At 60.0% G+C, this 25,462-nt stretch carries 26 protein-coding genes; 15 read left to right on the forward strand and 11 right to left on the reverse strand.

The window, feature by feature from the left end; translation table 11 throughout:
- Positions 1-7: 7 nt before the first annotated feature.
- Positions 8-1,669, forward strand: coding sequence for an alpha-amylase family protein (locus tag VJU77_14675; protein ID HKP04593.1), 1,662 nt, complete (start codon positions 8-10; stop codon positions 1,667-1,669).
- A 247-nt stretch (positions 1,670-1,916) separates the two neighbouring features.
- Here VJU77_14675 and VJU77_14680 read toward each other — a convergent pair whose 3' ends face one another.
- The 6 genes from VJU77_14680 to VJU77_14705 all read right to left on the reverse strand — a co-directional run bounded on the left by VJU77_14680 (position 1,917) and on the right by VJU77_14705 (position 6,606).
- On the reverse strand, positions 1,917-2,477 hold the full coding sequence (locus tag VJU77_14680) for a DUF1697 domain-containing protein (GenBank protein ID HKP04594.1): 561 nt from the start codon (positions 2,475-2,477) through the stop codon (positions 1,917-1,919).
- A gap of 52 nt (positions 2,478-2,529) precedes the next feature.
- Complete coding sequence (locus tag VJU77_14685) at positions 2,530-3,252, reverse strand: SIMPL domain-containing protein (GenBank protein HKP04595.1); 723 nt, start codon at positions 3,250-3,252, stop codon at positions 2,530-2,532.
- A 45-nt stretch (positions 3,253-3,297) separates the two neighbouring features.
- Complete coding sequence (locus VJU77_14690; protein ID HKP04596.1) at positions 3,298-3,777, reverse strand: histidine phosphatase family protein; 480 nt, start codon at positions 3,775-3,777, stop codon at positions 3,298-3,300.
- 32 nt (positions 3,778-3,809) lie between these two features.
- The gene (locus tag VJU77_14695; protein HKP04597.1) at positions 3,810-4,160 is read right to left on the reverse strand and encodes a cupin domain-containing protein; all 351 of its coding nucleotides are present in this window, start codon (positions 4,158-4,160) and stop codon (positions 3,810-3,812) included.
- A gap of 49 nt (positions 4,161-4,209) precedes the next feature.
- A complete protein-coding gene (locus VJU77_14700; protein ID HKP04598.1) occupies positions 4,210-5,352 on the reverse strand; it encodes a DUF2911 domain-containing protein in 1,143 nt (380 codons plus the stop codon).
- A 399-nt stretch (positions 5,353-5,751) separates the two neighbouring features.
- Positions 5,752-6,606: a neutral zinc metallopeptidase gene (locus VJU77_14705; protein HKP04599.1), complete on the reverse strand. Its 855-nt coding sequence runs from the start codon at positions 6,604-6,606 to the stop codon at positions 5,752-5,754.
- Positions 6,607-6,667: 61 nt separating this feature from the next.
- Between VJU77_14705 and VJU77_14710 the strand changes: the two genes are divergently transcribed.
- The 3 genes from VJU77_14710 to VJU77_14720 are packed head-to-tail and all read left to right on the forward strand — an operon-like array spanning position 6,668 to position 8,991.
- Positions 6,668-8,371 carry an FAD-dependent oxidoreductase gene (locus VJU77_14710; GenBank protein ID HKP04600.1) on the forward strand — a complete coding sequence of 568 codons (1,704 nt, stop codon included), beginning with the start codon at positions 6,668-6,670 and terminating at the stop codon, positions 8,369-8,371.
- Entirely contained in the window at positions 8,368-8,637 is a 270-nt protein-coding gene (locus VJU77_14715) for a UBP-type zinc finger domain-containing protein (GenBank protein ID HKP04601.1), read from the forward strand. Before VJU77_14710 ends, VJU77_14715 begins: the two co-directional genes overlap by 4 nt.
- Positions 8,638-8,697: 60 nt before the next feature.
- A complete protein-coding gene (locus VJU77_14720) occupies positions 8,698-8,991 on the forward strand; it encodes a hypothetical protein (GenBank protein HKP04602.1) in 294 nt (97 codons plus the stop codon).
- 117 nt (positions 8,992-9,108) lie between these two features.
- Here VJU77_14720 and VJU77_14725 read toward each other — a convergent pair whose 3' ends face one another.
- Positions 9,109-9,597, reverse strand: a complete 489-nt coding sequence (locus tag VJU77_14725; GenBank protein ID HKP04603.1) for an asparaginase domain-containing protein — start codon at positions 9,595-9,597, stop codon at positions 9,109-9,111.
- 101 nt (positions 9,598-9,698) lie between these two features.
- Here VJU77_14725 and VJU77_14730 point away from each other — a divergent pair, with 101 nt between their 5' ends.
- Positions 9,699-10,142: a VOC family protein gene (locus tag VJU77_14730; protein ID HKP04604.1), complete on the forward strand. Its 444-nt coding sequence runs from the start codon at positions 9,699-9,701 to the stop codon at positions 10,140-10,142.
- Between the two features lie 24 nt (positions 10,143-10,166).
- On the opposite strand, the gene VJU77_14735 is transcribed toward VJU77_14730, so the two are convergent.
- Complete coding sequence (locus tag VJU77_14735) at positions 10,167-10,307, reverse strand: hypothetical protein (GenBank protein ID HKP04605.1); 141 nt, start codon at positions 10,305-10,307, stop codon at positions 10,167-10,169.
- Between the two features lie 14 nt (positions 10,308-10,321).
- On the opposite strand from VJU77_14735, the gene VJU77_14740 reads away from it, so the two are divergent.
- The gene (locus VJU77_14740) at positions 10,322-12,622 is read left to right on the forward strand and encodes a cytochrome P450 (protein HKP04606.1); all 2,301 of its coding nucleotides are present in this window, start codon (positions 10,322-10,324) and stop codon (positions 12,620-12,622) included.
- Between the two features lie 563 nt (positions 12,623-13,185).
- Here the strand turns inward: VJU77_14740 and VJU77_14745 are convergent.
- The gene (locus tag VJU77_14745) at positions 13,186-13,650 is read right to left on the reverse strand and encodes a DUF4126 family protein (GenBank protein HKP04607.1); all 465 of its coding nucleotides are present in this window, start codon (positions 13,648-13,650) and stop codon (positions 13,186-13,188) included.
- A gap of 14 nt (positions 13,651-13,664) precedes the next feature.
- Positions 13,665-14,102: a cupin domain-containing protein gene (locus VJU77_14750; GenBank protein HKP04608.1), complete on the reverse strand. Its 438-nt coding sequence runs from the start codon at positions 14,100-14,102 to the stop codon at positions 13,665-13,667.
- 142 nt (positions 14,103-14,244) lie between these two features.
- Between VJU77_14750 and creB the strand changes: the two genes are divergently transcribed.
- The 6 genes from creB (at position 14,245) to VJU77_14780 (ending at position 20,978) form a co-directional block, all read left to right on the forward strand.
- Entirely contained in the window at positions 14,245-14,919 is a 675-nt protein-coding gene (gene creB, locus VJU77_14755) for a two-component system response regulator CreB (GenBank protein HKP04609.1), read from the forward strand.
- 1 nt (position 14,920) lies between these two features.
- A complete protein-coding gene (creC, locus tag VJU77_14760) occupies positions 14,921-16,357 on the forward strand; it encodes a two-component system sensor histidine kinase CreC (GenBank protein ID HKP04610.1) in 1,437 nt (478 codons plus the stop codon).
- Positions 16,358-16,440: 83 nt separating this feature from the next.
- Positions 16,441-18,450 (forward strand): VIT and VWA domain-containing protein, encoded by a 2,010-nt coding sequence (locus tag VJU77_14765; protein ID HKP04611.1) that lies wholly within the window; start codon positions 16,441-16,443, stop codon positions 18,448-18,450.
- On the forward strand, positions 18,435-19,223 hold the full coding sequence (locus VJU77_14770; GenBank protein HKP04612.1) for an archaeosortase/exosortase family protein: 789 nt from the start codon (positions 18,435-18,437) through the stop codon (positions 19,221-19,223). Before VJU77_14765 ends, VJU77_14770 begins: the two co-directional genes overlap by 16 nt.
- Entirely contained in the window at positions 19,205-19,732 is a 528-nt protein-coding gene (locus tag VJU77_14775) for a hypothetical protein (protein ID HKP04613.1), read from the forward strand. The genes VJU77_14770 and VJU77_14775 overlap by 19 nt, the downstream gene beginning before the upstream one ends.
- A gap of 163 nt (positions 19,733-19,895) precedes the next feature.
- Entirely contained in the window at positions 19,896-20,978 is a 1,083-nt protein-coding gene (locus tag VJU77_14780) for a hypothetical protein (GenBank protein HKP04614.1), read from the forward strand.
- Between the two features lie 202 nt (positions 20,979-21,180).
- Here VJU77_14780 and VJU77_14785 read toward each other — a convergent pair whose 3' ends face one another.
- Positions 21,181-22,005: an MOSC domain-containing protein gene (locus VJU77_14785; GenBank protein HKP04615.1), complete on the reverse strand. Its 825-nt coding sequence runs from the start codon at positions 22,003-22,005 to the stop codon at positions 21,181-21,183.
- Positions 22,006-22,239: 234 nt separating this feature from the next.
- Here VJU77_14785 and VJU77_14790 point away from each other — a divergent pair, with 234 nt between their 5' ends.
- The 3 genes from VJU77_14790 to VJU77_14800 all read left to right on the forward strand — a co-directional run bounded on the left by VJU77_14790 (position 22,240) and on the right by VJU77_14800 (position 25,450).
- The gene (locus VJU77_14790) at positions 22,240-23,163 is read left to right on the forward strand and encodes a hypothetical protein (GenBank protein HKP04616.1); all 924 of its coding nucleotides are present in this window, start codon (positions 22,240-22,242) and stop codon (positions 23,161-23,163) included.
- 19 nt (positions 23,164-23,182) lie between these two features.
- A complete protein-coding gene (locus tag VJU77_14795; GenBank protein HKP04617.1) occupies positions 23,183-24,076 on the forward strand; it encodes a lysozyme inhibitor LprI family protein in 894 nt (297 codons plus the stop codon).
- A gap of 66 nt (positions 24,077-24,142) precedes the next feature.
- On the forward strand, positions 24,143-25,450 hold the full coding sequence (locus VJU77_14800; GenBank protein ID HKP04618.1) for a DEAD/DEAH box helicase: 1,308 nt from the start codon (positions 24,143-24,145) through the stop codon (positions 25,448-25,450).
- Positions 25,451-25,462 lie beyond the last annotated feature (12 nt).

Raw genomic sequence — 25,462 nt, forward strand, 5'->3', positions numbered from 1 at the left:
GGACAAAATGATCAACGATCTTTGGTACAAGAACGCGGTCATCTATTGCCTCTCGGTCGGCTCCTACATGGATTCGAACGGCGACGGCGTCGGCGATTTCGAGGGGTTGATGCGGCGGCTGGATTACCTTCATGGGCTGGGTGTAACCGCGGTGTGGTTGATGCCGTTCCAGACGTCGCCCTGCAAAGACGACGGGTACGACGTTGCGGATTATTACAACGTTGATCCGCGTTACGGGACGCTCGGGGATTTCGTGGAGTTTACCCACGCGGCCAAACAGCGCGGAATCCGGGTCTTGATCGATCTGGTCGTCAACCACACCTCGAACGAGCATCCGTGGTTCAAGGAGGCGCGGAAAGATCCGGAGTCGAAGTATCGCGATTGGTATGTGTGGTCGAAGAAGAAGCCCTCAAACGCCCACAAGGGAATGGTGTTTCCCGGCGTCCAGAAAACGACCTGGAGTTACGACAAGGAAGCGCGCGCTTATTATTTCCATCGCTTTTACGATTTCCAGCCGGACCTCAACACTTCGAATCCGCGGGTGCAGGCGGAGATTCTGAAGATCATGGGCTTCTGGATTCAACAGGGCGTGTCCGGATTCCGGATGGACGCGGTGCCGTTCATTATCGGGACCAAAGGCGCGAACGTGAGCCGGCCGAAGGAACAATGGGACATGCTGCGGACGTTTCGGGAATTCCTCCAATGGCGCCAGGGCGATTGCATCATCCTGGCCGAGGCGAATGTCCTGCCGGAGACCGATCTCGATTATTTCGGCAAGGACGGCGAGCGGATGCACATGATGTTTAACTTCCAGGTAAACCAGCACCTCTTTTATGCCCTCGCCTCCTGCGACACGCGGCCGTTGATCAAAGCGATGAAGGCGACCAAGCCGCGCCCGGCGACCGCGCAATGGGGAATGTTCCTGCGCAATCACGACGAGCTGGACCTCGGCCGCCTGACGAAGAAACAGCGTCAACAGGTGTTCGATGAATTCGGGCCGGAGAAGAAAATGCAGCTCTACGATCGTGGCATTCGGAGGCGGCTGGCGCCGATGCTCGGGGGCGACCAGCGCCGGCTCGAGCTCGCTTACAGCCTCATGTTTACCCTGCCAGGGACGCCGGTGATCCGTTATGGCGATGAGCTTGCGATGGGTGACAATCTTGAGCTGCCGGAGCGGAATTGCGCCCGCACGCCGATGCAGTGGTCGTCCGAACCGCACGGTGGGTTCACGAAAGCGGACAAACCGAACAACCCGGTGATCGAGGAAGGCCCGTACGGCTATCAGCGGCTCAATGCGGCGATCCAGCGGCGGCATCCGGAGTCGATGCTGAACTGGACGGAACGCATCATGCGCATGCGCAAGGAGGTGCCGGAGATCGGTTGGGGCGATTTCGCCATTCTAAAGATGCGCGATCCCGCGGTGCTCGCGATGCGGTATGATTGGCGGAACAATTCTGTTTTGGTTCTGCACAATCTGCATGAGGAACCGCGTGAAGTAGTCGTTGATGTAGAGCTTGGCAAAGAGGGGCTGCGCTTGATGAACCTGCTTGGCGATGAACACAGCCAGGCCGAAAAGTCGGGCAAACACCGCATCGTGCTCGAAGGCTACGGTTATCGGTGGTACCGGGTGGGTGGCCTCGATTATCTTTTGAAGCGGACGGCAGTGTGATCAGCCTTCGCCAAGGCTACGGCTGACAGGCAAGCGACAGCAACAGAAGGAGCGACGCAGCGCCAACGGCGCGACCTTAACTCCAGCCTGGGGCAACGCCCCAGGAATAGGGGATTTCACTGGTTCCAGCGCTGAAGGCGCGACTCATGTTTTGAATCGCGCTTTCAGCGCTCGGTCAGGTTTGAAGCGTGATTCCTGGGGCGTTGCCCCAGGCTTAAGTTGAAGTGCGCCTTCAGCGCGCGGAACCTCAGCCAGCTTTCAGCACCGCGACGATCTTCTCGATGGTGTTCCAGTTGCGGTTCGTGGCGGGGACGCCGATTTGCTTCTCGAGCTTGCCGAGGCAACCGATGGCTTTCATTTCGCGGCGATAAACGCCCAGAACGAATCGGCCTCGGATGGCGATGACCTTGGCGAGCCAGGCTTCCTCGGAGGGAAGGGAAAGTGACATGTGACCCTCCTTCGCCGTGCTTCGGCGTGGCAGGCGAGTGACGTGTGACGTGAGGGGCTTGTGAAGCACGTTCACGAAACGGGTGATCATTGGACCAGAGGGCTGTCCTTTAAATGGATCGCTTGCCACGAGATTGAGAATCTCCCGGGCGGGACAAATCATAATTTCGATTTTGAATGGGAGCTCCCGGGCGATCGCGGCCCGCAGAGTGGATTCGCTGACCTCTTTTCGAACCACGAACGTTCCGACCGCGCCGATGTTCACTACGTCGAACCTCGACAGCTTCTTCGCGATCTCGCCGGGCCGGCAACGATTGGCTTTGCCGACGTTCACGGCGCGGAGAAAGACGACGGAAGACATCCAGGAAAGTAAGAAGGAAGAATTAAAAATTAAGAAGGCAGACGAGCCCTGCTTATTTCGCCGGAGAGATCAGGTAGATAACGTGAACACTTTGGCTCACGGTCATCGGCCCGAGAAGGTACTCGGGCGGGCCGGTCACAATCGAGCGTGCGGTGGTCTCCGCATAGTCGGAACCAAATATGTCACCGCGAATTTGCGCGAATGGCTTTGGCGATATGGCGAACACGGAATCAATTGTGACGCCCATTGCTTTCGCAGTTTTATCCGCTTGTTCGCGGGCATTAACCAAGGCGCTCCGCCAGATTTCGTCCTCTACTTCTTTCTGTTTTTTCAGAGCCCCAGTGATCTCGGTGAACTCCGTGCCGGGAATACCTATTAATTCATCGACCAGCTTCGGAAATATCTCGAGATTATGCACCTTCACTTCGAAGCGTCTCGTCACACTGTAGCGGATGATCTTACCCTTCCTGTGACCGGGCTCGTCATATTCGAATTCGGGCTCTGATTTGATATCCGCGGCAATGGTATCGCTTTGCGCGATATTCTTGTCCTTTAGGAGCGCGAGAATCTTCGTGGCTTTTGTTTGGACCTCCTGATTTGCCTTAGCCTGGTCCGGATTGCGAGCGACGGAGTCGAATCGCAGCGTTACCATGTCGGCCGCTTTCTCGATTTCGGCTTTGCCTTCGACGTAGATGTAGGGTTTGTCCGGAAGGCCGCCCTGGGCAAACAAGGGCACGGGGAGAGCGAGACAGGCGAGGAGAAGGAGCTTCTTCATTGTGCCAGCGTGACGGAACTGGCCGCATCCTTCAAGATCGCAACGTCACCGGTAGTGCAATCGGATCAGGCGGGGCTTTTCTTCGAGGAGGACGATGAAAAGATTGTCGTAATCGGGATCGTCGATCTTGATCGGCGTCGTGATGCCGAGAGTCTTGATGAGGTTGGGAATGGTGTTGCCGTGACCGACGACGAGGATGTTGCCGGATGAACCCTGGAGTTTCGCGATGAGCGCGGGCTGATCCTTGGCCGGAATGATGGTTGGCTCGAGATGGAGCGCTTTCGCGAGCGGCGCGGCGGTTTGTTGAGTGCGCTTGAGCTCGGTGGTGAAGATCGCGGAAATCTCGGCGTCTTTGAGAAGGGTCGCCAGGGATTCGGCCCGGGCCCGGCCGGCTTCGGATATGTCCATATCGTCGCCGCCGGTAGTGGTTTTTTCGGCATGGCGAACGAAGAAGATCGTCGGACCCGCGAGGGCGTTGCCCGCGAACAAGACGCAGGAAAGCAGAAGAGCGAGAAGTGTTTTCATGGTGGAGTTTGCGCGACTTATCGCGGTGCTGATTAAGGCGAGAAGCCCGAAGCGGGCAGGTTCGTTTGAATGAACTTCGGGCTGGCGTGGACATCGATCTGGCGCAGGATCGTGTCGCCAGAATTTACGAAGCGATGCGGGGTGCCGGCTGGAATAACGACGATGCCGCCGGCTTTCACTTCGCGCTCTTCATCGCCGACGGTGATAGTGGCGGTGCCCTCGAGCGTGAAGGCGACTTCGACGTACGGGTGACTGTGCAACGGCGGACCTTTCCCCGGATCAGCGTTCACAATGTAGGCGGAGAAGGGCGCGCCGTGGTTTTCGCCGATGAAGTCGTACGACATGCCGACGAAGGGGAGCTGGTCGAGGTTGAGAAAGCTCACGGGAAGTAAGAAGTAAGAAGGAAGAAGGAAGAAAGTTGAGAGGGCGGTCTTACTTCTTGAGATCGGCGAGGGCCTTTTCGTAAATGGGGAGATTTGGTTTTTGGACCTCGGGGACGCTCTTTAGGGCGATCTCCCAGTTCTTGATGGCGTTCGGTTTGTCGCCCAGCGCGGTGTAGCCGCGAGCGAGGCCGACGTAGGTGTAGAATTTTTCGTCGGGATGCTGGGCGGCGTTGAACTTGAATACCTCCATCGCTTTTTCTTTGCGGCCGCCCCGAAGAATCCTCATTGCCGCCTGATGCACCGTGATCACGTCGGGGTTTGGCAGATGAAGGGCTTTGTCCAGGGTCGCATCGGCTTCGGATTCGCGGCCCATTGCCGTCAGGACGGCGACCTTAGTCTGGAGCGTTGAAAAATCTTCGCGGCCGCCTCCCTCGCCGCGGAACGGTTCCTTAATCGCTTTGTCGGCCCAGACAAGCGCTTCCTCGAGGTTCACTTTGTGATCCGCGCAAAATTGAGCGGCGGCCTGCCAGCTGCGGTAATTGAACCCCGGCCAGGAATTGAGTTGTTCCCGCATTTTGGCGACGTAGAGCTCGTTTACGTTGGGCACATCGATCTTGAAAGAGACGCGCTTGTTTTCCCATTGCAGGAACGCTGTCGCGGAGTCGGGCAGGCGATCGTCGAAACCGAACGTCATGAATTCGGTGAACGGCGCATCTTTGGGATCGGCGGGCACGCGGAGCACATCATTCGCCGGATCGTATTGATAGGCGCCCCAGCCGATGGTCTTGGAGAAGATCCAGGTCCACGGTCCGGTTTTCTCGAGGGCGAGGAACAACCCGTAGGTGCCGGCTTTCAAATCTTTCCCGCCGATCTTCACGTCGTGCGACAAGGTGATCGTCGTCGTTTCGTTGGCGCCGGTCCGCCAGGGTTGGGCTTTGCTCGGGCCGAAGCCGTCGTCGAAAAACCCGTACGGGATCAATTCGCCCCAGATATGGCCGGTCCGCTCCTGCTTGTTGAAGTGAACGCGCGGGCTGTGGTAAGTGATGGATACCTCCACCAGGCCGATCCATTGCGAGACTTTCGCCTTTTGGTTGTCGCTGTTCGGCGGTTGGGCGAGGTCCGATAGCTCCTGGCCCCAAACGGGGAGCGAAGTGGATAACAAAAGGGCGCACGAAAACAGAATCCGTTTCATGGGGTGAGTTTAGGCTGTGTGGCTCTGGCAGCGCGAGAATGAATTGAATGGCGTCTCAGTGCGCCAGCCCTCTTCTGTAGCAGCGTCCCTGTGGGACGCTCGCGCGGAATCCTGGGAGATGCCGCACCCAGCGCCTGAAAGGCGCGCAGGAATTAAGCCGGGAGTGAAGCGGAGCGGAACTCCCGGGTATGGTGCGCAACGATAGCGAGCCCCTGAAAGGGGCGACGGTGCGTCGTCCGCCACCCCTTGTCAGGGGTTGGAGAAATTGGCATCGAATCGGTTCCCGGAGTTTCGCTGCCGCTTCACTCCGGGCTCTAATCCGACGCCCCTCCGGGGCTATCGGGACGCGCGGCGTTTCCTCTGACGTCGCCCGCAGGACGACGGCTACAGAAGCAGCGATCAGAGATCGCGGGCCTGGAAGGTATCGCCCTGGTTCAGGTCGCCGGTTTCGTAGCCTTTCCGAAACCAGCGGACGCGTTGCGCGGAAGTGCCGTGGGTAAATGAATCAGGGACGACGTAGCCGCGGGACTGGCGTTGCAGATTATCGTCGCCCACCGCACTGGCGGCCTTGATCGCTTCGTCGAGGTCGCCAGCTTCGACGATGTGTTTGACCCGATCGGCATAATGCGCCCACACGCCAGCGAAGAAGTCGGCCTGAAGCTCAAGCCGAACGGAGAGCTTGTTATATTCCGCTTCACTGACCCGGCCGCGCGCGGCTTGCACGCGATCGGAGATGCCGAGGAGATTCTGCACGTGATGCCCAACCTCGTGCGCGATCACATACGCTTGCGCGAAATCGCCCGGGGCGCCGAAGCGGTCCCGCAGTTCGCGATAGAAACTGAGGTCGATATAAACGCGCCGGTCTTCCGGACAGTAAAACGGCCCGGTGGCACCGCTGGCGAATCCACAACCTGAACGAGTCTGGTTCGAGAAGAGGACGAGCTTCGGGTCTTCGTACTGCCGACCCATTTTGGCGAAGATGGCCCGCCAGGCATCCTCGGTATCGGCCAGGACGACGGCGACGAATTTCGAGGCTTCGTCTTTGGGCGCGTTGCTATCGACCGAGCGCGGTTGGGTCGAAGCCGATTGCTGCTGCGAATTGATGAGCGCCTGCGGATCGCCCCCGAGGAGAAGATAAGCGACGACGAGAATGACTCCGCCGATTCCTCCGCCGACCGCAATCCGGCCGCCGCCGCCGCCGGATCCGCGTTGGTCTTCAACATTCTCGCTTTCCCTTTGGTCCCGCCAGAGCATCGCCCTTCAGAGTGGCCCGACTCATTTGGATTTACAAGGAGCGTTGCGTAGACTCCGGGTGATGACGCGCACGGAAGAGGAGGACGAACGGTTCTATCGCGATACGGAAGCGATCGCGTTTCCGAAGCTGACGGACGAACAGCTCGCGCTTTTGGAACCGCTGGGAACGCGGCGCAACCTGAAGCGTGGCGACATTGTGCTGAAAGCCGGCCAGCGGGAATTCCCACTCACTGTGGTGTTGGAAGGCGAGCTCGAGGCCTTCGAAACGCGTGACGGCGAGGAGCAAATCCTGGCGACTGCGGGTCCGCGCGATTTCCTGGGCGATGTCTCAATGCTTCAGGGAACCTCAGCGCTGGCGAGCGCGCGGGTGAAATCGGAGGACGCAGAAGTGCTGCAAGTCCCGGCCCAAAAACTCCGGCGCGCCCTGGCGGAAATGCCGAAGATCGGTGAGCCGATCGTGAATGCGCTGATCATGCGACGGGTCCGGTTGAAGCGGGACAAGGAGTTTGCCGGGCTGCGGATTCTCGCGGAGCCAGACTCGCGCGCAGGCCGGCAGTTGGACGATTTCCTCGACAAGAACCACATTCCTCACCGCCTGATCGATGTGAAGAGCGAGCAGGGCGCAACCCTGGCGAGCCGTTTGCATTTGTCCGATCGAGATCTGCCGGCGCTCATTACGCCGCGCGGAATGCCTCTGCGCCGGCCTTCCCTCCGCGAAGTGGCGCGGGAGGTCGGTTTGCTTCAGTCGCATGTCGACGAAAACCAAGACGAGATTGCCTGCGACCTGGTGATAATTGGCGCCGGGCCGGCCGGCTTAGCGGCGGCGGTCTATGCGACCTCGGAAGGATTGGATACAGTGGTCTTGGAGAGTTACGCGCCCGGCGGCCAGGCCGGTTCCTCTTCGTTGATCGAAAACTTTTTCGGTTTTCCCACCGGCATCAGCGGCGGCGACCTGACTTGGCGCGCGCAGCTTCAGGCCTACCGTTTTGGAGCAAAATTTTCCACACCCGCGCAAGCCTTGTCTCTAAAATATACTCCGCACGCTGAATACCGCGCCCACTTTCAGGTGGAAGGTTGTTCCGCCACGCTCTGCGCTAAGGCGGCGGTGATCGCGACCGGCGCAAACTACAATCGGCTCGAAGCCGAGGGGTGCCATCGGTTCGAGAATGTTGGGGTTTATTATGCGGCCACTGCATTCGAGGGCAGGCTCTGCCGGGGCGCGACCGTGATTGTGGTGGGCGGCGGAAATTCGGCAGGCCAGGCGGCGATGTTTTTGTCCGAAGGCGCGGCGAAAGTGTTGCTGGTCATTCGCGGCCACGATCTTTCCCAAAGCATGTCGGATTACCTGTCGCGGCGCGTTCTGGCTCGGGAAAACATTGAGCTCCTTCCCTGCACCACGATTCGGCGGATGACAGGCAACTCCGTGCTGGAGGCGGTGGAGTTGGAAAACACAAAGACAGGCGAACGCCGTTTGGTTGAAACGCCCGCGGTCTTTTCCATGATCGGGGCAACCCCCTGCACCGAATGGTTGCCCCCCGAGATCTTGCGCGACAAGAAGGGCTTCATCCAAACGGGCGCGCTGGTGGCCGCCGCGCCGGAGTGGGCGGGCCTGGCACGTTCGCCGGCGGCGCTGGAGACGAGCCTGCCAGGGATCTTTGCCGTAGGCGATGTTCGTTCGGGCTCGGTGAAACGTTGCGCGGCCGCGGTGGGCGAAGGGAGCATGGCCATCGCCGGAGTTCACGAATCATTGAAGGAGAAATCATGAACGCCGGCACGTGCCCGCACATCGATGCCGTTGTTGAGGTCAAGCTCCCCGACGTTCTCGAGTGCAACGAGTGCGTAAGAATCGGGGCGCAGTGGGTGCACTTGCGGAGCTGCCAGACCTGCGGAGTCACGCTCTGCTGCGACGATTCGCCGAACAAGCACGCCACGAAACACGCGCGAGCCAGCGGTCATCCCGTGATTGCATCCGCCCAGCCGGGGGAGCGCTGGCTATATTGTTATGCCCACGACGCATTTACCGAATATTGAAACAGGAAAAAAGATTGCCCCTTGCCGAATAAATTTCGAGGCCATACGGTCAAAGGAAGTATGAAAAAGAAGATCTTAATTCTCCTGGCAGCTGTGGCGGCACTCAGTGCGCCGCTGATTCAGGAGACTCGTGCGCTCGATTTCACCGTCAGTGTGGGTGATCGGCCCTATTATCATGGGGGCGGTTACTGGCACCAGGGGTATTACTGGGTCTGGGTTCCGGGGCACTACAGCCATCGCTGGGGCCGCTGGGTTCCTGGACATTATAGTCGGCGAGGCGGATACAATTCCCACTACGCTCGGACACATTATCGCCATCATCGGGTCTGGGTTTCAGACTCCAATTGGCGGTAACAGGATAGAATAATCTAGCGACTGGGCTCGCAGGCGTAATGCCTGCGGGCCCTCGTCGTTTGGAGGGACGAGGGACAAGGGGCGAGGGTGGGCGAGGACGCGGACGAGGCGGTCTCGTTATCCGATCTCCTCGAACTCGCCGCGCTCGCGATTTTTCCGGACGCGTTCCCACCCAAAACATTTGCCGTTCATCGCCAGGTAAACTCCCGCGGGCAACACCTGCGCGAACGAAAGAGCGCTGCCGAGATTGAACAGCCCATCGGAACTTCCGAAAGCGTAAGGGATAATCGCCCCCGTCAGGACAACGGTTTTCCCGGTGACCGCGCGAGCCACCGCGGCGGCGGTCTCCGTCATGGTGTCGGTGCCGTGCGTGATGACGATGCGGTCCTCTTCGGACTGGAGGCAATTTTGGACGATGAGCGCGCGATCGGCGTCGGTCATTTCCAGGCTGTCGATCATCATCACGGTGCGGATGGTGACGTCGACGCGGGAACGCCCCAGCCGGAGCATCTCGGCGACGTGCGTATCCTGGAAGAAAAGCTCGCCGTTGCGCTCGTTGTATTTCTTATCAAACGTGCCGCCGGTAACGAGAATTCGGATCGTCATGGGACTGATGGTTCGCGAAGCAAGCCGAAGCTAGCGTTGCGGCGGGCGCACCGCAATCCTGCGGCGATTGACCTTCACCCAAACCGGCCCTAGGTGACCTCATGACGACATCGAAGCCCAACACGTTCGTTCATCCGTATTTGTTCTTTGGCGGCCGCTGTGACGAAGCGATCGAATTCTATCGCGCCACGCTCGGGGCCGAAGTGGTGATGCTTTCGCGGTTCAAGGAGAGCCCGGAACCGCAGCCGGGTCTGCCTGAATGTTTCGGAGACAAAGTGATGCACGCCAGCATCCGCATCGGCGATACGATGTTGATGGCCTCCGACGGCCGCTGCGAAGGCGAGGCGAATTTCGAAGGGTTTTCGCTCTCCGTGACCGTGCCCGATGAAGCCGAGGCGACGCGCGTTTTCACCGCCCTCAGTGAAGGCGGGCTGGTGACGATGCCGCTCGCGAAGACTTTCTGGGCCGATAAGTTCGGGGTCTTGCAGGACCGGTTCGGAGTGGGCTGGATGGTTTCCGTGATGCACAAGCCGGAAGCAAAATAAGCCGGCAGTCGATTTTTGATTCGGCTACGGGGCGGGGAAAACGCCCGGATTGTTCAAGGCGTGGAACGTCATCAGGCGTTTCGCGAGGCCGGCGGGAATCGGCCCGCTCAGTTGATTGTGGTCCACTCGCAATACCTGGAGGGCTGTCGCGTCGGCGAAACTCATCGTCCCGGAAAGCGATGCTGGACGGCGTTGGCAGACTCCGTTATTTGAAATTGCCGAGCAAGGACGTCGACGTGATGCAAACCTCCTCAACGCCGGCGACAGGGAAGGAAGGCGCCGCTCCACTAGCGACCGACGAGTCGCCGGTTTCGCGCTGCCCATTTTCACCGCGTGTTCCCGGGCTGCCGCTGCTCGGCAATACGCGTGACTTCCTGAGAGACACGACCGGGTTCCTGGTCTCATCCTATCGCGAGCACGGACCGATTTTCCGGATCCGAATGCTCTGGCTGAAGTTCACCGTGATCCTCGGCTTCGAAGCGAAGGAGTTCATGACGACGGGGGGCGAGCGTCACCTGACCCGTCACCCCATTTTTGATCCGGTCGGCGAGCAATTGGGCAGCGCGGATTTCGCCCTGGCCCTCTCCGGAGAGAAGCATCTTCATCTGCGCCGGCTCCTTCAGCTTGCCTATTCACGTGAAGTTGCGAGCCCCTATTTGCCGCAGCTCGTTCAGGCTGTCCGGGAAACTCTGCGGGAATGGCCGGCCGGTAGCGTCCAGGAAGTGTTCGAAGGCGTGCAGTTGCTGGCGTTCCAGCAGTATTGCCAGGTGATGGGAAATGTTTCGTTTCGCGAGCATTATCGCGATTGCCGGGTCGTGACCGACATGAACATGGAAGTCGGCGGCCGGGTCCTGCCGTTGTGGATGTTTCGCTGGCCGCCCTATCGCGCCGCCCGCCGGCGGGTCTTGAAACTGACGAGCGATCTGGTGGCACGTCATCGCCGGGACGGTCGCTCTCTGGATCGGCCACCCGACATCATCGACACCCTGATCTCTCTCAAGTTTCCGGATGGCCGCCCGATGAGCGATGACGAAGTGGTCTGCTACGCGCTCTATGGATTCGCGGGGAGCAGCAGTTACATGGGGCGCCTCGTGGCGTTCATGCTCTACGAGATCTTCAAGCATCCTGATCTCCAGGCGCGGCTGATCGAGGAGGTCGACGTGGCGTTTGCCTCGGGCCTTCAGGACGCTTCCGATATCCATGAGATGCGGCTTCTGCGCGCTGTCTTTCATGAAACCCTGCGCTTTCATCCGGTTTCGCAGGGAATGCCGTATGTGGCGAAAGAGAGTTTCCGGTTCAACGGGAACCGCGTCGAGAAAGGGGACATGGTTGTGCTCTCGCAGCTGCCGATGCTCTTCGACGAAAACGCGTTCCCCGATCCGGGCCGATTCGATCCGTCGCGTTGTCTGGAGGCGAGGAACGAGCATCGTAAGGGGGGCGCGTTCAATCCCTTTGGAATGCATCATCGGACCTGCGCCGCGATGGGCCTGGTCGAAATGATGGCCATCACCATGGTGGCCACCTTGCTCCATGAACGGACCCTGGAGATGGCGCCGCCCGGTTATCGGCTCCGGATGACGGTCAAGCCGTTGCCCGCGCCAGATCGCCATTTCAAAATGCGAGTTCGCCCCCGCGAACAAGCGCTCGTTAGGCCGGGTGCCGCCCTTCCGCTGCGCGAAGAAGTTTTCCTCGCCACCTTCGACGGGGCGGACAACGTCGATGTGATCGAGGCTTTCCGGCAGGGTGAATACATCAGCTTCGAGCCCGGAACCGAAATCATCCGTCAGGGGGATGAAGCCGACGCGTTCTATATTCTGCTCGAGGGCCGGGTGGAAGTATTCCGCACGAATGCGGGCGGCACCGAGGTGGCGTTCGTGGCGATTCTTCTTCCGGGCGATTACTTCGGTGAGATCGGCCTGCTCACGAACGCGCCCCGAAATGCCACGGTGCGCGTCCTGCCGGGATCACCAGCTCGCGTCCTGAAGCTGGGCGCGGAGGCGTTCCGGCAAGTGGTGGCGGAATCCGACATGGTGAGCAGTGAGATAGCTCGCGTCGCCCGGAAACGCGTGGCCCAGGAATTCTTGCTAGGGTCGGTGGTGGGCATGAATGAATCGGAAATTCAGAGCCGATTTCCGGAGTTCAAGCGCGAGAGGTTTGCTCCCGGAGAAGTGGTCCTGCGGGAAGGCGATTTACCGGACCGCTTCTACCTTCTCGTTCGGGGAACAGTCAGTGTCTCTCAACGCGACAAGGCGGGACGCGACCAGCAGGTCGCGACGTTGCGTCCCGGAGATTATTTTGGGGAAGCGGGCCTGATTCACAATGCTCCCCGCAACGCCACTGTGACCGCTTCGAGTGACGGCGAGACCGTCGCTTATTCCTGCGATCGGAGCGCTTTCGATCTTCTGGTCCGGGAGGCGGGGGGTCCGGCCGGCGATCTCGCTTTGGCGTTGTCCGGCAGACTCCGCGACCCGGTCGCCTGACGGTTTTGCGGCTGCGGCAAGTGTCCTCTGATTGTCGCGCCGTCCGTCACCCCTTGCCAGGGGTTCGACAAATGCCATTGGATCGGTTCCCGGAGTTCCGCTGCGCTCCACTCCGGGCTCTAATCCCACGCCCCTCCGGGGCTGTTGCCGGCGGCCTAACAGCGCCTGAAAGGTGCGAGGAATAAAGTCGGAAGTTTCGCGACGCTCCACTCGTGGGCTCTAATCCCACGCCCCTCCGGGGTTGTGGGCGGCGGCCTAACAGCGCCCGAAAGGTGCGACGAATAAAGCGGGAAGTTTCGCGACGCTCCACTCGTGGGCTCTAATTCCACGCCGCCCCGGGGTTGTTGGCGGCGGCCAGGTAGCGCTTGAAAGGCGCGAGGGGGCAAGGCCGGGGGTTTCGCTGCGCTCTATTCGGGCTCTGAGCCCGCGCCCCTCGGGTTGTTGCCGGCAGCCTAACAGCGCCTGAAAGGCGCGAAGGACTAAAGCCGGGAGTAAAGCGGAGCGGAACTCCCGGTGTATGACGCGCACCCTGACGAGCCCCGGAAGGGGCGACGGAAAGCGGGTTAGCGTGACACGAAAAATAATGCCAATCCGACAGCGACCAGGTCTTCGCTGAGAGCGATGAAGACGTCTTTGATGTTAAGTTTCGTCACCAGCCATCGCCGGATTTCGTAGCCGGCAAAGGCACCGATTATGGCGCCGACCGCTCCGAGCAGGGCGCCGATCGGTAACGAGCGATTGGCCGACGCGCACAAGCAGGCGCCGCAGAAGGCTCCGGAAAGCAGACGAGCGAGCAAAGGCGCGACGGCGGTTCGCCTGGGAATCGACGGGACGAGATCGGCCACCAGTTCGCCAAGCGCGCCGATCGTTAGTCCTGCGAGCGCGAGATTCGATTCCATGAACGCGAAGGGCGAACCATTCAGGTTCAGCCAACCGAGCCGGACAGCCCACGCGGCCGCCGCGGGCGCGAGGAAAGTCCGCAAACCCGCGACGAAACCGATGCCGGCCGCGAAGAGAAATGTTTCCACGAAAAGCGCGGGCGTTACTCAGCCTTATTCCGGTCGTACGGAATGATATTGTCCCATTCCTCGGCCGAGGAGCGGGCGACGAAAGCGACGACCGGTTCGGTGTCGCTCATGTTAAAGACTTCATGGGGCACGCCCGGTTTGATGTAAATGAAATCGCCGGCCTCGTTCTCCAGGACCTGCTTGAGCCCCGGCCCGAATTCGTGCCGCACTTTTCCCTCGAGAATGTAGAGGATTAGCTCGAAGCCGACGTGGATGTGTGCATAGGCCACGCCGCCCGGAGGAATGGTGGCGATGTTGGCCGATAGTTTGGTCGTGCCGACGTTCTTTGCCGACATGCCCTGCTTGTAATGAATACCGTTCCAATCCCGGCGGGGGCCGCCGCCGCGAATCGTCAGGATCCCATCATGATCCTCGACGGCGTTGAGCTCGACCTTATCTTTGTCGTTCTTCATCTTGCTTCGGGAATTTCCACAAGTTCTACCCGGCGGTTCTGTTTCCTGCGAGGTTACAGGCGTAATCCACGAACGAGCAATCTGTTTCCGCCGCGCCAACGGCGTTGTTGAGCGACGCGACTTACGGTTAAGTTGAGCCCGGATGCGTAAGATTTTGCTGATCGAAGATGAGCCGTCGATTGCCGACAACATCATCTATGCATTAAAGACGGAAGGTTTCTCGCCCACCTGGTGCCAGACTGGGGGCGACGGGCTGCGCACCTTCGCCGAGCAAACTTTCGTGCTCGTGATTCTTGACGTAGGGCTGCCCGACATGAGCGGCTTCGAGCTTTGCAAACAGCTCCGGACGCGCTCTCGGGTTCCCATCGTTTTCGTCACGGCACGCAAAGACGAAATCGACCGCGTGGTCGGGCTCGAGATTGGCGCTGACGATTATGTAGTGAAGCCCTTTACGCCGCGGGAGCTCACCGCGCGAGTGAAAGCGATCCTGCGCCGAACCGAATCTGCCGGCGCGGCGCAGCCGGAGACAACGCGCCTGTTTTCGATCGACGAGGAGCGTTGCGAGATCCGTTATTGCGGCAGCCCGCTTCAACTGTCGCGATATGAGTTTCGCCTCCTTAAAGTGCTGGTCCAAAAGCCGGGGCGGGTTTATTCGCGCGACCAGCTGATGGAGTTGGCCTGGGAAGAGCCCGATACCGCGCTCGACCGCACGGTGGACGCGCATATCAAGATGCTTCGAGCCAAGCTGCGGGCGATCCGCGACGATGAAGACCCGATCCGCACTCATCGGGGGCTCGGCTATTCGCTGAAAGACTGACGTGAGCATTCGCGCCCGCATCATCGTCACCCAGCTCCTCATCGTGGGAATCGGATTTTTTTATCTGGTGAAGAAGATCACCGACGTGAATGAGATCAAGCCGCGCTACATGCAATCGATCGAGGAACCGATGGTGGATACGGCGCGGCTCCTGGCGGCGCTGCTCGAGAGCCAGAGCCCCGGCGGCAACATCGATATCGGGCCGTTCCGCGAATCGTTTCAGCGCGCTCGCTCCCGCCCCTTCAGCGCGAAGATTTACAGCAAACTCAAGACGGACATCGACCTCCATGTTTACGTCACTGACGCGAACGGAATCGTCCTCTTCGATTCGAATGGAGGCAAGGCCGAGGGCCGCGACTTCTCCAGGCAGAACGATGTCTGGTTGACCTTGCGGGGGAAATACGGGGCGCGATCTACTCGAGCGGATCCGAACGATCCGACTTCCGCCGTGCTTTTTGTGGGAGCGCCCGTCATGAGCGAAGGCAACGTGATTGGCGTCCTGACGGTTTCGAAGCCGCAGAAGAGCATGGCGACGTTCATGCAAGAGACGCGACGAAAGATTTTCGTCATGGGTGCGATCGCCGCGGTTGCGGTCGTGATTGCCGGCGCGATCCTGTCGGCCTGGATAACGCGGCCGATTGAGCGGCTCACAAAATATGCGCGCGGGGTCCGGGATGGGCGCCGGACGCCGCTCCCAAAGCTGGGCGGCTCGGAGATCGGATCGCTGGGGAAGGCCTTCGAGGAAATGCGGGACGCGCTCGACGGGCGGAAATACATCGAGAGTTACGTCCAGACACTGACGCACGAGATCAAGAGTCCGGTCGCGGCGATTCGGGGAGCGGCCGAATTGCTTCACGAACAAATGCCGTCCGAGCAGCGGGATAAATTTCTGGAGAACATTGAGGGCGAGACCGTCCGCATCCAGGAAATCGTGGATCGGCTTCTGCTGCTTTCGGCGGTGGAAGCGAAGAAGTCGCTCGAGGACCAGAAGCCGGTCAACCTGGCGGAACTTTTGGAGCGAACCGTGGCGAGCGTAGCGGCACAGGCTTCGGCGAAGACCATCCACCTCGAAACCAAATTGCCGGCTGCGCCCGCGGTGATATCCGGCGACGAATTTCTCCTCGAGAAAGCGATTCTCAATTTGCTTCAAAATGCGATCGCGTTTGCCCCGGCTGGCGGAAGCGTCTCGGCCGAGCTGGTTCGGACCGACAGTTCCGCGGCGGTGCGGATAACGGACAACGGCCCGGGTATTCCAGGGTTCGCCGAAACAAAAATCTTCGAGCGTTTCTATTCGCTGCCGCGGCCGGATACGGGAAAGAAAAGCTCGGGGTTGGGGCTGGCCTTTGTCCGCGAGGTAGCGTTGTTGCATCGCGGGTCCATCGAAGTGAAGAACGCGCCGCGGGGTGGCGTGATCGCTGAGCTGGTGCTGCCGATCTAGCGGAGTGAGACGCGGTGCACTATTTCACGTCGATTTCACGCTGACTTCAAAATGTTTTCACACGCCGTCGCCAGAGTGGCGGCATGAAAACAAAAATCATCCTGACGGCGCTGCTGCTCGCGCTGCTGCCGATCAGTCAAATCCGAGCGAGCGAATCTGAAGATAATAAAGCGGACAAAACGCTCTCGCCCTATTTCCACGTGAAGACGGCCGAGACCAGCGTCGACGCGATGCCGCTCAAGTCCACCAACGTTCGCGCGACCATCGCGGGCGTCATTGCCGACGTGGTCGTGACGCAGACGTATTCGAATGCGGGCGGTGTGCCGCTGGAGGCGACCTATGTGTTTCCCGGTTCGACCCGCGCAGCCGTTTACGGAATGCAGATGAAGATCGGCGATCGTCTGCTGAAGGCGAAGGTAGAACCGCGCCAGGAAGCGCGCCGCACCTACGAGCAGGCAAAGACTGAAGGCAAGAGCGCGTCACTCCTCGAACAGCATCGCCCCAACGTCTTCCAAATGAACGTGGCCAATATCATGCCGGGCGACACCGTTGAAGTGGAGCTGCGTTACACCGAGCTGCTCGTGCCGGACAGCGGTGAGTATTCCTTCATCTACCCGACGGTGGTGGGACCGCGTTACTCCAACCAGTCGGAGTCGACCGCGCCGGAGACCGACAAATGGATTAAGAACCCGTATCTGATGAAAGGCGAGAAGTCGCCGGCGACCTTCAGCGTCGCGGTGGATATCGCAGCCGGGATGCCATTGCTGGACTTTCGCTGTGAAACTCACGAGGTGAAACCGCAATTCACCGATCCGTCGCGGGCAACGATAACGCTTATGCCCGGCGACGCGACCGCGAACAACCGCGATTTTATTCTCAAGTACCGGCTGGCCGATTCCAAAATCGAGTCCGGCCTCCTCGTGAGCACGGGGGAGAAGGAAAACTTTTTCCTGCTCACGGTGCAACCGCCCAAGCGAAGCACGCCGGTAGCGTTGCCGCCGCGTGACTATGTCTTCGTGCTGGACGTTTCCGGATCGATGCACGGTTTCCCGATCCAAACCGCGAAGCAGTTGATCCGGCAGCTGTTCGGCACGCTCAAGCCTAACGATACTTTCAACGTGCTCCTGTTCTCAGGTGGCTCGACCGTCATTTCCCCCACGGAACTTGTTGCGACAAAGGAGAACCTCACGCGCGCCCTGGGCGTGATCGACCACGAGAAAGGGGGCGGTGGGACGGAGCTCTTGCCGGCGTTGGAGCAGGCGCTGGCCCTGCCGAATCCCAACGAAGCAGCGCGCAGCATAGTTGTCATTACAGATGGTTACGTCGATTGCGAAGCGAAGGCGTTCGACCTGATTCGCGGGAACCTGAACCGCGCGAATCTGTTTGCCTTCGGAATCGGCTCCAGCGTGAACCGTCACCTGATCGAGGGAATGGCGCACGCCGGTGGTGGTGAGCCATTTGTCGTAACCAAACCCGAGGAAGCGGAGAGCGCGGTCGCGAAATTCCGCGATTACGTCGCCGCGCCACTGTTGACTCACGTCGCCGTCGACTTCGGCGGCTTCGATGTTTACGACGTAGAGCCCCGTTCGGTGCCCGATCTCCTGGCCGACCGCCCCCTGGTCATTTTTGGCAAATGGAAAGGCAACGCGAGCGGAACGATCTCACTCCGCGGCAAGACCGGGGCCGGGGATTATCACGCCGAGTTCGCGCTCCAGGATGCGCGCTCGATGAGCGGGAGTAATGCGCTCATCTATCTCTGGGCGCGGACGCGTATCGCGGCGCTGGTAGACTTCGGACACGCTGGGCCGGAGGAGGAACGCGTAAAGGAGGTCACAAACCTCGGGCTCACCTACAATCTGCTCACGGCGTACACTTCGTTCGTCGCCGTGGACGACATCGTGCGTAATCCCAACGGGAACGCCCAGACAGTGAAACAACCGTTGCCGATGCCGGCCGGAGTGGAAAACAGCGCCGTCGGCACACCGATTCACACCACCCCGGAGCCGGGAACGTGGGCTCTGTTCAGCGTCGTGGCAGTGGTCCTGGGCGCCCGCGTGTATCGCGCGAGGAAAACAAGATGCGCTCGGGCCTGATCAATCCGCCGCGGCTCATGCTCGCGGCTTTCGCGGTTGCGCTCTGGCCGGTGGGGCGTTGGTACGCTTTGCGCATGTTTGACGGCAGCGACGAACCCTACGGCCTCATCGCGCTCGGGACACTGGTGATCGTGCTCGTCAGAAAAGGATTCTCATTGCCGGATAGCGAACTGCGGTGGAGCTGCGCGGGCGGTCTCCTCCTCGGGTACGCGCTGTTGTATTCCGTGTTCTCGCCGCTGCCACGCGCGCTCGTGGCAGCGGCAGCGCTGGCGATCCTCCTTTTTCGTCAGCGCAACGTCGTCGCGCAAACGGCCCTGCTTGGCCTTTCCCTGCCGGTCGTGGCAACCGTGCAGTTTTATCTCGGCTTTCCGTTACGCGTAGTGGCGGCGGAAGCGTCGGTGCTGGTTCTGCGGGCCCTCCATTTGGAGGTTTCTCGCGAAGGCACCCTGCTGCACTGGCGCGGCGAAACCATTTTGGTCGACGCGCCCTGCAGCGGAGTCCGAATGCTCTGGTTTGGGCTCTATCTTGCCGCCGCTCTGGCGGCGCTGGGCCGACTCGATAACCGACGAAGCCTGGCCGCGCTGAGTGGAGCGCTCATCCTGGTTATCACGGCCAACGTCGTGCGCGCAACCGCGCTCTTCTTTAAGGAAACACAAATCGTTGCCCTGCCGGATTGGACGCACACCGGTATCGGCGTCGTTCTCTTTGTCGCCGCCGTTCTTATCATCGTCCGCCTAACGAGAGCATTGTCACCATGCGTTTCCGCGACCTGATTATTCGCTCGTCGTTCGCGGCCGCCTGCCTGGTCGCTGGCCTGGTGCCGTTGCGACCGGTCGCGCACGGCAGCCCGCCGCTTCGATTACCGGAGTGGCCGACCGGGTGGGATGGCCGCGAAATCTGGCAGATTCCCTTGAGCGGGAGCGACGAAAGGTTCGGTGAAAACTTTCCAGGCCGAATCGCGAAGTTTACCGATGGCCGACGCGAATTCATTTTCCGGTGGGTGACAATCGGGACGCGACAGTTGCACCCCAGCGCCGATTGCTTCCGTGGGGCGGGGTTCACGATTACGCCGCGACCGGCCTTTCGCGACCGGGAGGAAAGACAATGGAGTTCGTTTCTGGCCGGCCGCGATCAGCGCCAGCTTATTGTGCGCGAACGGATTGCCGACCGGCACGGCCACGAATGGACCGATGTCTCCTCGTGGTTTTGGAGCGTGGCCTTCGGTCAGACCCAGGGACCCTGGTTGAGCGTGACTGTGGTCGAGGCCGACGTTCCGCCTTGATCGATAAAGGTTCGGAATGCGCTCTCTGCGCGGCCGGTGATTTTTGTCTTTGAGAAAGAGGACGAAAAAGAGAAGCTCGCCGGCACCGGTGAGAATGATTGAGGGGGACGCAACACCGCTTCGGCCAGCAACGTGGTCCGCCGCGCGACCGCTCCGAAAAGCGATGATTCGAAAAATGATTTCCGCAGCGGGAGCGGCGTTCGTCGCCGCGCTTTGCCTTGCTCTGCTTTCCTGTCATTCGCCTAATCGCGAGGCGAACGCGGCCGCGGTCCATTTCGCCTATTCGTGGGAGCAGACGATCCGGGTGCTCGGTCTGCAGGATTTGTCCGATCTCAAGGCGGTCGAGACGCAGTCCCGCAATCTCGATCCGGAGCGCGTCGCCCTGCGAGCCTTGGGCTCGGAGACGATGCGGGCCGAAGGGGACCAGCTCGACAACCTCGTTCTCTACGTTGCCCGGACCCTGGACGAAAATATCCGGGTCAACTCAGCCCGGTCGGAATCGGCCGTGTCCCGCGCGCCGATTGCCGTGGATTTTGCAAATCCTTCGCTCAACAAACTCCTCGGGCTCGATCCGAAGGAGGGCGATAACAATCCGCCAAAAGCCCTGGCTGCGCTTCATGAAGCAATCATTCGCTTCGCCGACAAGACAGGGGTTGGAAAGGAATTCAAAGAGGCGCTCGAGCAGCGGAACCAGGCCGACGCCGCACAGGGCGGCGGCGGACCTGTTACGACCGAGCTGAGCTGGCTGGAGATCAGGGAGGAAAAAGTTCGAGCGAGCAGGAAAAAGGCGGCGAGCTTGGCCAGTCAGCGCGACAAAGTCGAAAAAGACGCGGCGGCGGCGAATGCGCCGGTGGGATTCGCGGGTGCGAAATGGCTGATGCACCCCGACGAGGTCAGGCACGTCCGACCCAACACTACCGTCGACGCTGATGGCGACCTGGTGGAGTCGATGGAATGGCTCGGTCGTCCCGCCCGGGTCTGGTACAACTTCAGTAACGATTTTTTGGTGATGGTCAGTATCTCTTTCGGCCGCGCATCGGAGGCGGAATTCGCCATGACCCAGGGTTTTTTGCAGGGCCTCTACGGACGAATGCCCGCCGCTGATAAGACGGAGAAATATCTTCTTTCTTCGCATTACACCACCGGTCTCACGAGCGGCCACATTGTCCGCTTCTCCATTTCCCACGTCCTGGGAACGCCGCCGGCCAGTGTGGAGCTGGTGGTTTATTCTCGCGAAGATTTCTGATCTCGATGCGGGAAGAGACCGCCCGCGAATGGACGCGAATAAACGCGAATGAATCGTAGGAACGGCGTGCTGCGTCGTCCGAGGGATGGAGACGGCCTGCCTTCAGGCCGTTGGGGGAAGCGCGGTTGTTGGAAGAAAGGCAGCAGCGGCGCTTTCCGTCTCCGGCACGAAGGCGTGCCGGCTCCATAGTGGAAAATCAGGATTAATCCAGCAACTCAACCGGATCGCCTTTCCGCACGAGACCTTCAATGAGCACGGCGCCGTAGAGGCCGGCTTTGCCATCGTGGTTTTGGGCGACTGCCTTCAACACCTGCGGTGACTTCTCAGCCGTCTCCGGATCGAGTGTGATCATCATGCAGCGGCCATCGCGTTTGACTATGGAAGCGACGACTTTCGAGCCAAGGCGTAGCGATCGTCCCACGAAGTCGTCCTCCGCGAAGGCCGGGAGGCCGGGAAGGTCCAGATAGACGTTGGCGCGGAACTGCCGCTTATCGATTGACGTCCCGGATTCTTCGGCCAGTTGGCGAGCTGTTTGCAGCGAGAAAAAAGAAACTGGCGCGCAATCGGTTAGGCTACGATCGGACCGAATGAGCCTGATCTCGTGGAGATGATTAATTCCCGCGCGCAGATTCTCGATCAAGGCTGGGTCATCAATCGCGAAGACTTTTCCGTCCGGGCTTTCCACATCGAGCCCCATCTCCGCCGCGGCCGCGGGAAGGGGCCACGCGCCGTTTTCCTCGGCCTCGAGCAGGTTGATCGGCCGGGCCGCTTGGGCGCCGGCGCGGAAACAGGCCCGGTAGCGAATCATCTGGCGCTGGTCGCGTCCGGTGAAATAGGGAAAGCCCGGGGGAGCGCCGGAACTGCAAAAGGCAAAAAGGCGGTCGCCATAGACTCCGGCATAACCCGCGAACAGTTCGTCGAGCTCTTCGCCCTTCATGCTCTTTACGGGGTAACGCCAAAGACTGTCGATGGTCCCGATGACGCTCACAGCGCACGGTAGAAAACCGATGGACCAAAGTAAAAGCACAAATCCAGTCGCTCTGCTTAAGGCGGCAACGGGACGTTTTTCCAAGATTCCTTTCAATCCGATAATCCGCTAGAAGGGCCCAGGATGGAAAAAATCTCGCGAACGAGTCTGGCGTTCCTGGTGGCTATATGCCTCGGCCTGATTTCATGCGGGGAATCATCCAAAGGCCAGCGGGCAGCGGTCCAGTACGCATTCTCGTGCACGCAAGTAGTTAAATTCCTCGGCTTCGGTTCCATGTCCGATTTACGGGAGGTCGAGAAACAATCCCGAGGTATGGACCGGGAGCGGGAGGGGCTTCGCGCCGATGCTTCCGAGCGAGCACAGGAAGAAGCGCGCCAGCTGGATGCGCTCATTCTTTACGTCGCGAAATGCCTGGACCAAAATATCAGGGACAACGCCGCGCGACCTGAAGCGGAGGCTGCGGCCGGCCCTCTTCCGGTGGTTTTCCCGAATGCCGCCTACAATCAACTTCTTGGACTCGATCCGAAAAATGGGGACGACAGCGCGCAACGATCGCTAACCGCGCTTCACGCTGCTATTCATCGTTTCGCGGAGAAGGTTGGAGTCGATGGCGATTTTAAGGACGCCTTGCAACGCAGAGCAGAATCGGACGCCGCTCAAAGCAGTCGAAAGCCGGCCGCACCCGAAAAGACCTGGAAACAGGTCCGCGAAGAAAAGCTCGGAATTATGCGAGCAAAGAAGGCGGCTTTGATTGCCGAGCGCGGCCAGGTGGAAAAACAGGCCCTTGAGGCGAAGGCGCCGGTGGGATTCGGGCCAGCCAGGTGGTTGATGTATCAGGAGGAGGTGAAAAAGGTTTGTCCCAACGCAACTCCCGACTCGGAGGGCAACCTGGAGGAGAAAATGCAATGGCTGGATCGCCCCGTAAAAGTGGAATACAAATTCGAGAACGGTTTCCTGGTTAACATCATGGTCTCCTTCGAAGACCCGGGGACGAAAGCCACTTTCTCTGCGACGCAGCAGTTCCTGCAAGGCACCTACAAAATGTCGAATCCCAAACCGATGGAGACGTTGGCCCTGACCTCGACTTACTCGACCGGTATTCTGAAGCCCCACCTTATCCGGTTTACGATCTTCCACGCGCTCGGCAATACCGCTTCCGGGTTGGAGCTCGTTATTTACTCGCGAGAGGATCTGTAGTTGGTAAGACTCGGATAGGATGGGACCTCGTAAATCTGCTGTTTGGTTCGCTCTGGCGACGACGGTGCTGGCCAGGCCGGCAACATCAGCCGGCGGTGAGTTCAAGCGGTTTCCGGAAACGATTTCGCCCGACGGCGCTTATGTCCTGGCCTGGGGAGCGGGTGGAGAACAGGCTGGGGATACGGCGCAATTTACCGAGGTTCCCTACGAGAACGACGATTTCGACCAGGCGAACGTCGACGCGGATGTAAACAACTATTTGGTCGAGACAGCTACGAACAAGATCGTCGCGACCATTCCCGGCTTTTCCTATTTTGCCGGGCCGAATCTCCGCAAGAACCGATCGGGCCTCAACATCGCCTGGACGCCCGATGCGCAGTCCGGGCTGGGAATATTCGATGGGCGCTGGAGTTCGGAAGCCGTGGTCTGGATCGAACCGCGAACGCGCAAGATGGTGGATGTGCAGGAGCAGCTTGCGAAAGGCTTTATGACTGTGCTGCACAAGAACGAGAAGCGCTTCAAGACCGTCGAGGTCCGATTCTTTGGGGCCGTGATTCCCAAGCCAGGGGTCCTTGTTATCCGCGCTTCCGGCTCAATCCCGAAAGAAGATGAAACCGCCGATTATGCGCTGAAGTTCACTATCACCGGAGCAGGCGACAAGGTTCAATTCCATCTGCAAAGTGGCCGGCGTCTGCCGGAGGAGTCGAGGGCCCTTCCCAGTGATCCGGAAGAGGAGTTAAACCGGGTTTACACCAAGGTGCGGAGCAGCTTGTCGCCCCGCGACCGCGATACCTTGCGCGACGAGCAAACGCGCTGGCTGAAATTGCGCGAGCAAATCGCCAACGACAATAGCCGGGAACGATTCACTCAGCACCGGATCGAAGAGTTGCACTCTCTGGAAGTTTCCAAATAAGGGAAATGCTGGCCGGCCGAGAAGGAAGGTGCAGAACGAGTTTGAAGCGCGATAGTTCCAGCCTTCATGCCTTTTCGCGCTCTCCACCTTTCACCTCAAATCTTGCAGGCGGTTCTTGAGGCCGGCTACACAGAGCCCACTCCGATTCAGGTCGCGGCCATTCCGCCCATTCTCGCCGGACAGGACCTGATCGGCATCGCGCAAACCGGGACCGGAAAGACAGCGGCGTTTGTGCTGCCGATTTTGACGAAGCTCGCCGGCTCGCTCCAAAGCGGGCAAAGGCGTGGCACGCGTGCCCTCGTGGTTGCGCCTACTCGCGAGTTGGTCGTGCAGATAGAGGAGAATGTCCGCGCTTACGCGAAACACCTTCCTTTACGAATGGCGACGGTTTTCGGCGGCGTCAGCGAGCGCCCTCAGCTCGAGGCCCTGCGTTCCGGAGTCGAGTTGGTGGTCGCGACCCCGGGCCGGCTAATCGATTTAATGGGCCAACGCGCCGCCAACTTTTCCGGGCTCGAATTCCTCGTGCTGGACGAGGCGGACCGAATGCTCGACATGGGATTTCTTCCGCCCATCCGCCAGATCGTGAAGGCGCTGCCGCGAAACCGCCAAACCCTCATGTTCTCCGCGACGCTTTCGCGTGAGATCGAGAAACTTACCCACGAGTTTCAGCGTTCGCCGAAGATTGTTGAAATCGGCCGGCGCGCTAACCCGGCCGACACGGTCACGCAGTTTGCCTACGAGGTGTCGTCGCACTTGAGGCCGGCGCTCCTGCTCCATCTCCTGGGGGACCCGCAGTTCGACACGGTCCTGGTTTTCACGCGGACCAAGCGCGGGGCCGATCGAATCGCACGCCGTCTCGAAAGCAGTGGAATCAAAACCGGAACGATCCATTCCAACCGCTCCCAAAATCAGCGGCTGCGCGCACTGAAGGATTTCAAGTCGGGCGCAGTCCGGGTTTTGGTGGCTACGGACATCGCCGCGCGCGGTATCGACGTGGATGGGATTTCGCACGTGGTGAACTACGATTTCCCCATGCACCCGGAGGATTACGTCCATCGCATCGGACGCACCGGCCGCGCTCTCGCCATTGGCGACGCGATCAGCTTTATCACCGCGGAAGATCACGGCCCGTTGCGCTCGCTCGAACGTTTCATTGGGCGCGGCATCGTGCGCAGACGCGCGGAAGGCTTCGACTACAACGCGCCCGCTCCGCCACGGGAAGAGAGGGGCAGAGGAGAGCGACGGCTTTCTCCACCGAAGTTAGAACCGAAATCCCCAGGGAATTCGCCGCGCGGGAGCGGTGACGCGGCGCAACGCAAGACCGGGTGGCGGCCGCGCCGCTTTTCTTCGAATCGCCGCTCACGAGGACGGTAGAACAGAGGATAG

This window comes from Chthoniobacterales bacterium (genome assembly GCA_035274845.1).
Classification (GTDB): domain Bacteria; phylum Verrucomicrobiota; class Verrucomicrobiia; order Chthoniobacterales; family UBA10450; genus AV80.